We start from the raw sequence: 13,044 nt of genomic DNA on the forward strand, positions 1-13,044 counted from the left end.
GGGGTTCAAATCCCCTATCCTCCGCCGGGAAACGGCCAGGTCAGACACGGTTTTTGCCGGATCTGGCCTGGCCACACGGCAACAGCTACGGCAACAGCGGTCGAACGGGAACATCTGAGGGGATGTCGGCGGACACTGATCCGACCACCTTGAAGGACACACGCTGATGGCCAGCATCCGCACGCGCACATCCAAACGCGACGGCAACATCACCTACCAACTCCAGTACCACTGCCGCGGCAAACAGCCCTCGATCGAATTGCTGCGGTCCTCACCGCCGACGATGCCGATCAGGTGAGAGTCGGACAGTGGTTGCCGCGTGGCCCACAGGGTGGGATCCACCGCGGGACGATGACGGTCACGGTGTGCGTGGATACCTGTGGACCAGGCTCATCGGTGCCACCGCTCGACGAGGTGATCCCGATGTTGGACGGTGCCCCACGGGCGCAGGCGCCGACACCGTGACCGCCGAAACAACGCGCCCCGCCTTCGTTGATTCGGAAGGCGGAGCGCGTTCGGCGTCTCTGCGCGCCTACATGCCCATGCGTTCAAGCCCCCAGTCGACCGCAGCGTCCTGATCACCAGCTGGGATGGAGCGTGTGTAGTGCAGGGGCGGTGTGATCCACTGCCAGCGCCGCCAACCCTGCAAGGGGCGGATCGTCCAGCCGCCGAACTCCCGCCGCAGCGGGTACCCCTGTCCCGGGCTCGGGGCCAGGCGTTCGACCAGCATGCGGAGCAAGAACCAGCGCCGTCTCAGGGTTTGTCGCAGATTCATCGTGGTCTTGCCTTTCAGCACGTGATGATGGTCGGAATGGTCGCGCCTTCGGGGTGCTGACGGTGACGCCGTTCACGGTCACCCACATCGTAGCGATGCCTTGCCATGCTCCGGGCTCGCATCGCCCGGCGTAGGTGGCGATGTTGAGGCGCGGGTTGGGGATCTTGGAATCGGTCGCTGCCGCGCGGCGAACCCAGCTGCCGCCAGTCTGCTTGTACATCAATTCCAGTGAGACATGGAAGGTTTCGGGCGCCGGATCGCAATTGGCGTAGCCGCCGACAAGAACCGCGTCGCTCGCGAAGTACGGAACCCCCGGACCGGCAAATGTGAAATCGCAAGGCGAGCTTGCTGCTTGGGCTGTTGGCGATTGGACTGTTAGTACGACGCCCAGTGCTGCCAGGACTGAGGCGATAATGGCCAACCGGATCATCTTGAACATGGATATCCCTCCATTACCTACTACTCCCGTACCCCACGGGAGAGATCAGCCCGCCCCGGTCACGCACGACCGGGGCGGGAGTTGTGACGGGCACGCGTCACAACAGCCAGCCCGGTCGGTTGTCGATCCAGACGACAGGCCGGGGGATGGTGCCGTCGCCGATGCACGCCCACAAGGTGGTGGTGGGCATCCCGTGGTAGCGGGCCTTGATGGCGGCGGTGTCGGCGAATCGCACGACCGGCGGCCGCGGGAACGGGTCGCCGTCGGGGCTCCATGCGTGAACGCACGCCAGCGACCAACCGGGATGGTCACCGACCTGAATATCGGGTGAGGGAACCCAGGTGTGGGTGCTGTGTCGCCAGGCCGACAATTTCGAGGCCGATATTCCGGCGATCAGCGCGAATTGGGAGAGCCCGAAGTAGCGGCGGATTCCGGCGTCGCGGGAGTCCGGCCGGTAGGCGGCGGCGGTGGGCATCCGGCTGGCGGGGATCATCACAGGGCGGCCTCGGTGAGGATCATGCTGCGATCACGTTTTGCGGGGTTCCGCAGGAACCGTTCGACCTGATCGAGTGACCCCCATACCGCTACGGCACCGTTGCTCTTGACCAGCTCCCACCCATATGGCGGGTGCGGGTAGCGGCGCAGCTCGTATCCGTGCGGTGCTGCCAACTCGCTGATGGTTTCGAGCTGGGCGGCGATCGAACTGTTGTCGTCGCTCATCGCGGATCCTGCTGCTCACCCGGTTCCGGTTCGGGGTCCGGTTCTCGGAGCTTGACGACGACGTACGCCAGCCAAAGCGTGTAGACGATGACGTCGACCGCGGCGATCCAGGTTGTTGCGCTCATGATCGGCCGCCCTGAGACAGGAACTGTTGGATATGGGTAGCACCCGATGGCGGGGTCATAGACGGTCCGCCACCGGGGCGTTCTGGGGTCGCCCATTCGGAGAGGGCGACGTGGGCGCGAGCGATTTCGTCGCCTCGCGCTGGGCTGGGGATGAGGCTGCGGGTGGTGTCCCATTCGGTGAGGCCATAATCGCGGAACGCCGCGATCGCCTCGGCAGGCACATCGCAGCGAACCGGGCGGGGCGGACCCATGAGTCCGGCTCGCTCAGGCAGTGTTTCTGGGCCGTGCATTCCTCGTCTCCCCGGTTCGCTCGACAGTGGAAAGCGCCCCGGCGCCAGTGGATTTCGCCTCATCTGGCAGCGTCCAAAACGCCACTGGTGCCCAGATGAGGGCAGGGGCACCGCCAGCGCGGGGGCTCCTTCGAGCGTCGTTGACCAGCCGCTTGGTTCCCAGGCATAGGACCGCACGAAACCGATACGCTTCCGGTACACCGGATTGCAGGCGCGGGATGGGGGCGGCCGATGATCGTTACCGATTGGACGGGTGTTGAAGTCAAAGCGCTGTGGCGCGTGGCCCTGCGGATGACTCAGGAGGAGTTCGCAGAACAACTCGGCTATCAGCCTGTGACGGTGCGCAAGTGGCAGCGTGCTACGGCAGAGCGGCCAGTACGCGGCAAGTCAGCGCATGACCTCGACACCACGCTTGCGGGGCTGAATCAGGAGCAGGCAGAACGGTTCTGGTCAGCGGTCAAGGCGGCGCGCCCGCTGAATTTTGTGCATCCTGGTGTACACGAAACCGATGGGTCCGATGGTGCGCTGGGAATCTATGCGTGGGAAGTCGATGGAGACGTGAGACGGCGGGAGTTCGGCAGGTTATCGGCCATGGCTGGGGCCGCGACGGTCCTGGGCTCTTGGGACATCACCGCCGCGCATCAGCTCGGCTTGTCCGATGCGCGGCGGCTACTCGATCGGGTTGATGAGCTGGAACAAGAGGACCAGCGTGCTGGTGGCGCGCAGCTCGTCAGCTACGCCATCGAGGGTTTGGCACGCGCCAAGAACCGGCTCGAAACATGCGAGTTCGACTTGGCGGCGGGAGACGCATACGCTTGCGCCACTGGAGAACTCGCGGTTATGACGGGCTGGTTGGCGTTCGACGCCGACATGCAGCCGCTTGCCCGCCGCTGCTACTCCGACGCGATGGCGTTGGCTGGCCAGGCAGACGACCCGGACCTGATCGCGCACACCTGCCTGTACGCCGCCAACCAATCCATCGCGCTAAGCGCGAGTGGCCAGGCGAGCCCGCACCATGCGCTGAAACTCATCGACCGAGCGCGCCACCTCATGCGCGGACGACCGCCGGGGCGGATCCACGCGCTGATCGCGATCCGGCAAGCCCAAGCCGCGGCCTTGCTCGAAGATCGTTCCGCTTTCGGGCGCGCTATCGCGACTGCGTGGCGCGAGGTGGACCAGGCAGTCGAGCACGAACCGCTCGAGGAATGCCCACCCTGGCTGCGGTTCGTCAACCATGCCGAGGTCAGCGGGCACGAAGCACGCGGATACGGGCGCGTTGGCCAGCACGCGAAGGCGGTGGAACTGTTGGAAGCCGCTGCCGGCGAACGGACTTCGGTGCGCAACACCATCAACGCTCGGGCATGGTTGGCTTCAGCGCGTGCGGCGGCCGGAGACGTCAACGGGGCACTCGATGAAGCGTTCCCAGTCCTGGACGACCTCGGGTCCAAGATCTCCTCACCCCGCACATTGAAGGTCCTCGAACAAGTGAGACACGTGTCCATAGCGTTGCCCCGTGGGGCCGATTTCGATCATCAATTCGACGCTCTGACCAAGCAGACAGCGATCACCGCATGAGCTTTCCCGAACGGATCGAGTTCCGGCACCTGGACGCAGTGAGGGCCCGCGATATGCGGGCATCGGTTGAGGACATCTATCGTCGCTCCTACGTCGATGCGATCGCCTCCGGCGACCCGTTCGACTCACCTGCGGCATTCATGCACCGGTTCGACAGCTATACGGATCCGGCCCGCGGCGGCGAGTTCGCCATGGTGATCGCTGAAGCGGACAGGCACGCAGCTGGCCAAACCTGGGGTTGGACGCTGCGCCCGAACGCTGCATGGTGGACCAACTTCCAGCCCGACGAAACGGTCAGCGACCGTCGCGCGTTCACCGAAGAGGACGGCGCCCGCACGTTCGCGTTGTCGGAGATCATGGTGTGCACCGAGTACACCGGACGCGGTCTCGCGCGTGCCCTGCATGACGAACTGCTGGGCAGCCGTCCAGAGCGGCGGGCGACACTGCTGGTCGAACCGGATAACGTACGCGCGTATCGCGCCTATCGGCACTGGGGATGGAACCGTGTTGGAATCAGCAAGCCGGGCTGGCCTGACGCGCCGACGTTCGATGTGCTTACTCGTGATCTGAGAGCGGCCTGACCGCTCGCGGCTAGGCGAGGTCGGTTGACGCCTCGTACTCAGCGTCGGTGTTCGGCGACGCCGCCGGTCGCTGTGACCTGATCCCGGCGCAGCTTCGCCAGACTCTGTGTTTGCGCGGCAGCGCCGATCTTGGGCAGCAGGGCGCCGCCAGGTGCACGCCGGCGTCGAGGTCGCCGGGCGACCGCGCTGATCCGGGTCCCACTGGGTCCACTCCGATTTGAGGTTGAGCAGCGAGGGGTCCTGTCCGAATCCGCATCGGTCGATCTTGACCGCCCTGGATCGAATCTGTCACGGCACGCTCGACCATCCAAGACGCCCCCGTGATCCGAATGCGAATCGACAAGATCTCTGCACTGTGAAAGGTAATAGATGGGCACAGGCAAGCACAGAAAAGTCAGTCCGCGTCAACGGAAGGTGGGGTCGATGGTAGCGGCGGGAGCGGTTCCCGTTGTTCTCACTCTGGTGGGCAGCAGTGGTACCGCGCACGCCGAATTCGACCGGTATGTTCCGGTGAGCCTGACCGAGGACGGCGGCCACGTTACCTTCGTGGCCGACGACACGGATTCAGGCGAGGGGACCCCCGCCGCCCAGGCAGAACAGTCCCCGGACTGGCCCGCCGCCCAAGTTCCGAATGTGCACCCGTACCGGGGAACGCGAATCCCGGACGACACGCGCAGTTCGCTGCAGTGGGCGCGGCCGGTACCGAAAGACGAGTACCTGTCGCCGGTCGAGTCCCTGCACGGCCCGGTCCCGGTCGCGCCGGTGCCGCCGATCGCGCCACCGCCGGGCATGTTGCGTTTCGGCAACGTACAGGTCGAGGCACCGGATTGGCTGCCACGGGAGCCCGCCATCCAACTCAACGACGCCGCGGCGGTCACCGAGGCCAACCTCGCAACGTTCTTCGACTCGGTCGGTATGGAACGCACCCGCTCCGATCGTGTGGCAAGTCAGACCGTCGGCTCCGCGGCGCTCGGCGCTGCCGCGGGCGCCGCGGTGGCGAGCCCGTTCGCACTGATCGGCGCAGGTGTCGGCGGTGCACTGGCTCTGGCGATCGGCTTGCCGTTCGCACCGATCGGTCTCGCCGCGGTGCCCATCGGCGCCACCTATGGCGCGGCCCTCATGGTGGCACCGCTCGCCGCCATCGGCGCGGGAATCGGGGCGGGTCTCGGCGCGACGCAGGCGCTCACCGCACCCCCACGAGCCCTCGCCCCGGCTGATACCGCGACAGACGAACCCGCGACCGATTGAAGACCGGTTCCACTTTGTCGAACAGGTCGCGATAGCACCCGAAATGGACCGGCAGATATACGCCTTCGGCAAGCAGTGGGTTCAAACCCTTCGCCCTCCGTAGAAGATACGCAGGTCGGGGGCGGTTTCGAACCGTCTCCGACCAGCGGTCGACACAATGGCGCATATGCGGGCCCGCCACCGATACGGCGGGTGGGGCCCCTACTTGCCGTCGGGGTGACCGACGTCGGCCAGGGCCGTGGTCCAGTCGGCGGCTATGGCGTTCTGGGCGTCGGTCAAGGCGACCTTGCCGGAACACACCAGCGCATGCAACGTGTTCTCGACGGCGTCTTTCGGATTGTTCGGCCCCGCGCCCGGCTTGTGATCGGGTGACGGTGGCTCCACCCACAGGTTGCGCGGATCGTTCGGGTCGCCGCCGAGCTCCAGCGACACCAGGTGGTCGTACTCGGCGTCGTGCAATGGCCCGGTGTAGTCGTAGGACTTCGCGTCGGCGTCCTTCTCCCGGTTGGTGATGTTGGCCGGCGGGCGGATCGAGGAGGTGTATCCGCCCTTGCAGATAGTGTCGCCGAGGTTGTCCGCGGCAACGCTCGGATTGACCGCTCCCGGGGTACACGCGGGATCGGGCAGTGGCTGCCCGTCGGCCGACTTGCGATAGTGGCAGCTGCCCGGAGCCGGTTGCGCCTGTACCGTGTACGTGCCGGAGGGTCCGGGACCGACCGGAACATTCAAGGTCTGTCTGGCGGCAGGGGATTGAATCACTGCCTGCGCGACGGTTTTCGAGCCCTCATGCGCGCAGCCGGCAACCAACAATGGCGCCAGCGCTGAAACCAACAGCGTCTTGCGAATATTCATGGCTTACCTCTGGCCGAACCTACATCGGTGTCCAATTGTGCGGCATAGCAGGCATACTGCTGGCATTCGGCACGAAAACATCAGCGGGCTAGATGGTGTGGAATCCGAGACTCGAACTCGGCGCTGCCGCCCGGGCGTGCGTGGAATTACCGCGCGAATCACCCGGCAGCGGCTCGCGACTATTCCAATTCTCCTACGGCACAGTCGAATACCTCGTCCAGCGCAGCGCGCAGCAGGTCGGCATAGCTATCGATGTCCGGCACCGCGGCGGTGTCGGCATGGATCGAGACGGTGACGGTATCGCCGAGTCCGTGAACTCCGTGGGTCAGCCGCATCACCGAGCCGATGGCGGGGAAGCCGCTGGTGAAGCGGACGCGAGCGCCACCGAAGGTCAGGTCGGCGGGGCCGCGGTGCACGCTGGAGACCACGGTGTGTCCGGCGATCGAGTCGGGGACGGTGTCGATCGGGTAGCGCTCGATATCGCGACGCAGTAGTGGGGCGGGGGTAACGGCGATGACGCGATCCTGCGCGCTCAGCAACGGGTGGCGAGCGCGGATACGGCGATCGGTGAGCGCGGCGGCGATCTTGTTCGCGCGGACCACGAGATCCGGTTCGTCGATGAACAGTTCGACACCGAGGCTGCGGTAGTTATTGCGAGCCGCTGTCCGATTGTCGGACAACGCCATCGGCACCTGCACGCCCAGACGGTCCACCCGCTCGCCGCGCGCCGTGAGGTAGCGATCGAGTGCGATCGACACGGCGGTCAGAACGACTACTGTCACGGTGTGGCCGGGGATGCGCATCCGTTCGGCATCGCAGACGATCATCCGCGCCTGATGAGCATGCCGAGCTGTCGAATCGCTCCGGTTCACCAGGGTCGGCGCGAACCCGGGCCCCGGAGCCGGAAGCCTTCCCGCAGTGGTCGATGCGGCTAACTCCTGCTGCGCCCGAAAAGCCTGGTACCCACGAATCAGCGTGCGCACGAATTGAATCGGCATCCGAAGCAGCGCGAGCACCGAATGCACATGCATGGGACCCACCGACGCCGCTTCGGTCGGCGACGCACCGAGGCGAGCGGTTCGCACAGCAAACCCACGAGCAACCGATCGGCGTAACGCAGCAACCGAGGCAGCAGCGACACCCGAGGCGCTGTCGGCAACCAGCGTGGCATCGGCAATGGTCGGGGCCTCGACAGCCGCCCCGGACCGCTCGGCCCGAGCAACCGGTGACCGCCCAGCCAGCGACTCACCCCGCGCAACCGACTCGGTCCCGCTGCTCTCGGAAAACAACGCCCTGGCGAGCTCGGCACCCCGCCGCCCATCCGCCAATGCATGTGACATCTGCAGGACAACCACCATCGCAGGTCCGGTACCCGCCGGCGCACCGTCGACTCCGCGGAACACATGCAGCCGCCACGGGCGCACCGCGGCATCGACTCCGGTGCCGAGCAGTTTGCCGAGCACCGTACACACACCCGACCAATTCGGTTCCGGAAGGAAATGTTCCACAAATTGCTCGGCACGGAATTCACATCGAACCCACGCCGGATAGTCCAGATCACCGGGTAGTGGACGCAGCCGAACCGACAGATCGGCAATGTCGGAACTGCGGTGCGCGACGAACTCGCGCAGTTGCGCGCCGGTTCGCCCGGAATCGTCGAAGCAATACAGCATGAACAGGTCGTTTCGGGTGCGGCCGGATAGCCAGTACATCGTCGCGTCCTGGGCGGCCACAGTACTCACGGCTCGACGATAATGGCACAGGTCACCGAGGGTAACGGGTGCCGCCCGGGGAAACTGAATGATCTTGCTCTACATTGCGATCGGGAAACCTATCGATTCCCGGCCCATCCCCTGCTACCGTCTGTAGTAGAACGTGTACCACCACTCATCCAGAGCGGGGTGTCGGCCATGGCTATTGACGTAGGTCGCAAGGTAGGCGAACAAGCCAACTCCTTCGACGAGCGATATCAGGCCGCGAGATTTATCAAACGGTCGATCAACAAGGTTTTCCCGACCCACTGGTCGTTCTTACTCGGCGAGATCGCGCTCTACAGCTTCATCATCCTCGTGCTGTCCGGTACCTATCTAACGCTGTACTTCGACCCATCCATGGCCGAGGTCACCTATAACGGCGCCTACAAGCCGCTGCGTGGCGTAACCATGACTCGTGCCTACGAGACGGCGCTGAACCTGTCCTTCGAGGTCCGCGGTGGCCTATTCGTGCGCCAGGTACACCATTGGGCCGCCCTGCTTTTCGCGGCCTCGATCATCGTGCACCTGTTCCGAATCTTCTTCACCGGCGCCTTCCGCAAGCCGCGCGAGGCGAACTGGGTGCTCGGCTCGCTGCTGCTGATCCTGGCGATGTTCGAGGGGTACTTCGGCTACTCGCTGCCCGACGACCTGCTCTCGGGCACCGGACTGCGGGCGGCGTTCTCGTCCATCGTGCTCAGCATTCCGATCATCGGCACCTGGACGCACTGGTTGCTGTTCGGCGGCGACTATCCGGGCGAGATCATCCTGCCGCGCCTTTTCATCGCACACGTGCTGCTGTTCCCCGGCATCATGCTCGCGCTGATCGCCGCGCATATCGCGCTGGTCTGGTACCAGAAGCACACCCAGTTCCCGGGTCCGGGCCGCAGCGAACGCAATGTGATCGGCACTCGCATCGTGCCGGTGTTCTCCCTGGATCAGGGCGCATTCTTCGCGTTCACGCTCGGTGTCGTCGCGCTGATGGGTGGCCTGCTTCAGATCAACCCGATCTGGGCCTTCGGCCCCTACAACCCATCCAAGGTCTCGGCGGGTACCCAGCCGGACTTCTACATGATGTGGACCGACGGCATGATGCGCCTGATCCCGCCCTGGGAGCTGTATCCGGGCCGCTATACGGTGCCCGCACCGTTCTGGGGTGCGCTGATCATGGGCCTGGTATTCACGGTGCTGACCACCTACCCGTGGATCGAGCGTCGACTGACCAGGGACACCGCGCACCACAATCTGCTGCAGCGCCCGCGTGACGTGCCGGTCCGCACCGCGATCGGCGCGATGGCGATCACCTTCTACGTGGTGCTGACGCTGTCCTGCGTGAACGACATCATCGCCTTCAAATTCAATGTATCGCTGAACGCGACGACCTGGGTCGGCCGGATCAGCATCCTGACCTTGCCCGCCGTGGCCTACTTCGCCGCCTACCGTATCTGCCTGGGCCTGCAGCGCAGCGACCGCGCGGTGCTCGAGCACGGCATAGAAACGGGCATCATCAGGCGGCTGCCGCAGGGCGAGTACATCGAGATCCACCAGCCGCTCGGCCCGGTCGACGAGTACGGTCATCCGATTCCGCTGACCTACCAGGGCGCGCCGGTGCCGAAGAAGATGAACCGGCTGGGTTCGGCAGGCAAGCCTGGGACCGGTGGATTCTTCCGCCCCGATCCATGGCAGGAGTCCCGCGCCAATCTGACGGCCGAACATAAGGAAGAGCGCAAACAGCTGGCCGTATTACGTGCCGCTCAGGAGCAGACCGACGGCGAGCACCATTGAAAAAGGGGCCGCTCATAGCCCGCGAAGGCCCCGAGTCCGTGCCGACCCGGGGCCCGTGCTGTTGGTTCGGACGTACCTGGGATTCAGGCGCGTCCGAACTCCCCCTCTGACATTCCATTTAGGAACGCATCCCACTCGCCTGGCGTGAACGCCAACAACGGACCATAGCCGTTGTCTTTGGTGTCGCGGACCGCCACGTTGCCGTCGACGAGAAATGCGACTTCCACACAGTTCCCATCGGGGCCGCTGTATGTGCTCTTACGCCACACAGCGCCCGTCAAGTCAACTTCCACGGCACTAGCTCCTTTGCTGCGTTGAGAACGAGAGATTTCTTCTGACGTCGTTCTACCTAGCACCGGCATCCGGCGCGGAATGCCGAATCCCGCGGTGCGCCTTTCCAAAGCGCGCGCGCTAAACATAGCAGGTTCATCCAGAATTTGCCGATCTCTTGCCCATTCCACCACCGCATTTGCCAATCTTGCGAAGATTGGAAGTTGCGGAAGCATTGCCGGAAGATGACATTCATTCATATGTTTGCTGGCCAGCAAACTTTTCACAATGTGATTGCTCCGTGATCCGTCAATTATTCGAGATCGACAGAACACGGTGGACGCCTCCGACTCAGTCCGTGGATGATGGGCAGCATGGTCGAACGCCCGCGCGACGAGGCAGGTCGCGCACGTAATCCCCGCCCACGTGACCGGTTCGGGCGGCCACTGCCGGTAGGCAGCGTCGGTGTGCCACGAATTCCGGACGATCTGAATCTGCCTCCGCAGCAAACTCTGTCCTACGCCCAGCAACTGCTGGATGACGGTCTGGCATTCAATGCGCATGAGGTATTGGAGGCCGCGTGGAAGAACGGGCCGTTCGCCGAAAGGATGCTGTGGCAAGGTCTGGCGCAATACGCGGTCGGGCTGACGCACATCCAACGAGCGAATCCGAAGGGCGCGCGCACCCTGCTCACCCGTGCGGTGACCCGGCTACGTGCCTACGAAGCCGGGCCGGACGCCGACATATCGAACCGAAACAGCGATATGCCATACGAAATCGACCGCGCGGGTCTGATCGCGCACGCCGAGGCACTGCTGGCCGCCCTCGACAGCGGCATCTCGATTACCGAAGACCGACTCAAGCCGCGTCTGCTGATCCGATGAGCCGCGCCGTAGCCCCTAGCATGGCAAACGTGCCAGTAACCAGAACTCCAGCGGGCAGGTACGCCCCGAGCCCATCGGGCGATCTGCACCTCGGAAATCTGCGCACCGCGGTGCTGGCTTGGCTGTTCGCGCGGTCGACCGGACGCCGATTCGTACTGCGCATCGATGATCTGGATCGCGTCCGGCCCGGCGCCGAACAGCGCCAGTTGGCGGACCTCGCCGCGATCGGCCTGGACTGGGACGGTCCGGTCGTCCGGCAGAGTGACCGGCTGCCGCACTACCAGGCGGCCATTGATCGGCTCACCGCCGCCGGGCTCACCTACGAGTGCTATTGCACCCGAAAGGAAATCCAGCAGGCGGCGACCGCACCGCACGGACCGCTCGGCCACTATCCGGGCACCTGCCGCGATCTGACCGCGGCCGACCGCGCCGCGCATCGCGCCGACGGACGTCCGGCCGCGCTGCGGTTGCGCTCACACGCGCGCGAATTCGAGATCACCGATGAATTGCACGGGCGCTACCGCGGCCCCGTCGACGATGTCGTGCTGCGCCGCGGTGACGGAATTCCGGCGTACAACCTGGCCGTCGTCGTCGACGATGCGGAGCAGGGCATCGATCAGGTGGTCCGCGGCGACGATCTGCTGCCGTCGACACCACGGCAGGCCTATCTCGCGACACTGCTGGAGCTCGCGGTTCCGCACTACGCTCATGTGCCGCTGGTGCGCAATGTCGACGGCAAGCGACTGGCCAAACGCGACGGCGCGGTGACGCTCGCCGATCAACTCGCGCTGGGCAATCCACCCGACCGGGTCGCGGCCGCACTGGCCTGTTCACTGGGCTATCCGCCGGTTTCACCCGCCGAGCTACTCGACCATTTCGACCCGGCCGATCTGACCGCGGAACCGTGGATACTCGACGGGAATGGGTTGTTGCAACCCGCGCGATGTCCGTAACGTACCCACCGACCGATCTACCGATCACTGACGAGGACACACATATGACTAGCGGTGGGTACGACCCCAACCAATATCCGCAAGGCGGGCAGCAATATCCGGGCGGCCAGCAGTACCCGCAGGGTGGACAGCCGTACCCGCAGGGGCAGCAGCCCCAGTACGGGCAGCAGCCACCGCAGTACGGACAGCAACCCCAATACGGGCAGCAGCCACCGCAGTACGGACAGCAACCCCAATACGGGCAGCAGCCACCACAGTACGGACAGCAACCCCAATACGGGCAGCAGCCGCAGGATCCCTACGGCCAGCAGCAGCCCTACCCCCAGCAGTACGGTGAGTACGGCCAGCAGGGTTTCGGTGCGGGTCAGCCGGGTGAGCTGCTGCCCCGGTTCGGCGCCAGGTTCATCGATGGTCTGATCGTCGGCATCCCGGCCTACATCATCGACCTCATCTTGTCCAAGATCGGCATAGTCGGCTCGATCCTCGGCTTCATCGTCGTCATCGCGGCCCCCATCGCGTACTTCGTGCTGATGGAGACCAATATGGGGACCACGCTGGGCAAGAAGATCCTCGGCCTGCGCGTCGTCGCACCCGGTGGCGCCGCCAAGATCACCCCGGAGGTTTCGCTGAAACGCAACCTCTACCTGGTGGCCAACATCATTCCGTGCCTCGGCCAGCTGGTCGCGCTCGGCCTCGCGATCTACATCGCGGTCACCATCGAGCAGGACCCGAACAAGCAGGGCTGGCACGACAAGTTCGCCGGCGGCACCCAGGTCGTCAAGGCCTGATCAGGTCG

The 13,044-nt window shown here is 64.9% G+C and carries 15 protein-coding genes; 8 read left to right on the plus strand and 7 right to left on the minus strand.

Annotated features, from left to right (window positions below; genetic code table 11):
* The first annotated feature begins 166 nt into the window (after positions 1–166).
* Positions 167–298, plus strand: coding sequence for a hypothetical protein (locus ACW2Q0_RS18770; protein WP_457191842.1), 132 nt, complete (start codon positions 167–169; stop codon positions 296–298).
* A gap of 280 nt (positions 299–578) precedes the next feature.
* On the opposite strand, the gene ACW2Q0_RS18775 is transcribed toward ACW2Q0_RS18770, so the two are convergent.
* The 4 genes from ACW2Q0_RS18775 to ACW2Q0_RS18790 form a co-directional block, all read right to left on the minus strand.
* Positions 579–1,214: a hypothetical protein gene (locus ACW2Q0_RS18775; protein ID WP_457191844.1), complete on the minus strand. Its 636-nt coding sequence runs from the start codon at positions 1,212–1,214 to the stop codon at positions 579–581.
* A 97-nt stretch (positions 1,215–1,311) separates the two neighbouring features.
* A complete protein-coding gene (locus ACW2Q0_RS18780; protein ID WP_457191846.1) occupies positions 1,312–1,707 on the minus strand; it encodes a hypothetical protein in 396 nt (131 codons plus the stop codon).
* Positions 1,707–1,934 carry a hypothetical protein gene (locus tag ACW2Q0_RS18785; protein ID WP_457191848.1) on the minus strand — a complete coding sequence of 76 codons (228 nt, stop codon included), beginning with the start codon at positions 1,932–1,934 and terminating at the stop codon, positions 1,707–1,709. The genes ACW2Q0_RS18780 and ACW2Q0_RS18785 overlap by 1 nt, the downstream gene beginning before the upstream one ends.
* On the minus strand, positions 1,931–2,059 hold the full coding sequence (locus tag ACW2Q0_RS18790; RefSeq protein WP_457191849.1) for a hypothetical protein: 129 nt from the start codon (positions 2,057–2,059) through the stop codon (positions 1,931–1,933). The genes ACW2Q0_RS18785 and ACW2Q0_RS18790 overlap by 4 nt, the downstream gene beginning before the upstream one ends.
* 521 nt (positions 2,060–2,580) lie before the next feature.
* Between ACW2Q0_RS18790 and ACW2Q0_RS18795 the strand changes: the two genes are divergently transcribed.
* The 3 genes from ACW2Q0_RS18795 (at position 2,581) to ACW2Q0_RS18805 (ending at position 5,753) form a co-directional block, all read left to right on the plus strand.
* A complete protein-coding gene (locus tag ACW2Q0_RS18795) occupies positions 2,581–3,924 on the plus strand; it encodes a helix-turn-helix domain-containing protein (RefSeq protein ID WP_457191851.1) in 1,344 nt (447 codons plus the stop codon).
* Positions 3,921–4,505: a GNAT family N-acetyltransferase gene (locus ACW2Q0_RS18800; RefSeq protein WP_457191853.1), complete on the plus strand. Its 585-nt coding sequence runs from the start codon at positions 3,921–3,923 to the stop codon at positions 4,503–4,505. The genes ACW2Q0_RS18795 and ACW2Q0_RS18800 overlap by 4 nt, the downstream gene beginning before the upstream one ends.
* 423 nt (positions 4,506–4,928) lie before the next feature.
* The gene (locus ACW2Q0_RS18805; protein WP_457191855.1) at positions 4,929–5,753 is read left to right on the plus strand and encodes a hypothetical protein; all 825 of its coding nucleotides are present in this window, start codon (positions 4,929–4,931) and stop codon (positions 5,751–5,753) included.
* Positions 5,754–5,954: 201 nt separating this feature from the next.
* Here the strand turns inward: ACW2Q0_RS18805 and ACW2Q0_RS18810 are convergent, their stop codons facing one another.
* Together ACW2Q0_RS18810 and ACW2Q0_RS18815 are read right to left on the minus strand one after the other, a co-directional pair.
* A complete protein-coding gene (locus tag ACW2Q0_RS18810) occupies positions 5,955–6,605 on the minus strand; it encodes a hypothetical protein (RefSeq protein WP_457191857.1) in 651 nt (216 codons plus the stop codon).
* Positions 6,606–6,784: 179 nt separating this feature from the next.
* Positions 6,785–8,347, minus strand: a complete 1,563-nt coding sequence (locus ACW2Q0_RS18815; protein WP_457191859.1) for a wax ester/triacylglycerol synthase domain-containing protein — start codon at positions 8,345–8,347, stop codon at positions 6,785–6,787.
* Between the two features lie 168 nt (positions 8,348–8,515).
* On the opposite strand from ACW2Q0_RS18815, the gene qcrB reads away from it, so the two are divergent.
* Positions 8,516–10,141, plus strand: a complete 1,626-nt coding sequence (gene qcrB / locus ACW2Q0_RS18820) for a cytochrome bc1 complex cytochrome b subunit (protein ID WP_457191861.1) — start codon at positions 8,516–8,518, stop codon at positions 10,139–10,141.
* Positions 10,142–10,224: 83 nt separating this feature from the next.
* Here the strand turns inward: qcrB and ACW2Q0_RS18825 are convergent, their stop codons facing one another.
* Positions 10,225–10,698: a DUF397 domain-containing protein gene (locus ACW2Q0_RS18825; RefSeq protein WP_457191863.1), complete on the minus strand. Its 474-nt coding sequence runs from the start codon at positions 10,696–10,698 to the stop codon at positions 10,225–10,227.
* 87 nt (positions 10,699–10,785) lie between these two features.
* Here ACW2Q0_RS18825 and ACW2Q0_RS18830 point away from each other — a divergent pair, with 87 nt between their 5' ends.
* From ACW2Q0_RS18830 to ACW2Q0_RS18840, 3 genes are read left to right on the plus strand one after another with little or no spacing between them, the layout of a single operon-like run.
* On the plus strand, positions 10,786–11,295 hold the full coding sequence (locus ACW2Q0_RS18830; protein WP_457191865.1) for a DUF309 domain-containing protein: 510 nt from the start codon (positions 10,786–10,788) through the stop codon (positions 11,293–11,295).
* Between the two features lie 20 nt (positions 11,296–11,315).
* A complete protein-coding gene (gene gluQRS / locus ACW2Q0_RS18835; protein WP_457191867.1) occupies positions 11,316–12,248 on the plus strand; it encodes a tRNA glutamyl-Q(34) synthetase GluQRS in 933 nt (310 codons plus the stop codon).
* Positions 12,249–12,292: 44 nt separating this feature from the next.
* On the plus strand, positions 12,293–13,036 hold the full coding sequence (locus ACW2Q0_RS18840; protein ID WP_457191869.1) for an RDD family protein: 744 nt from the start codon (positions 12,293–12,295) through the stop codon (positions 13,034–13,036).
* Positions 13,037–13,044: the final 8 nt, after the last annotated feature.

This window comes from Nocardia citri (assembly GCF_054065835.1).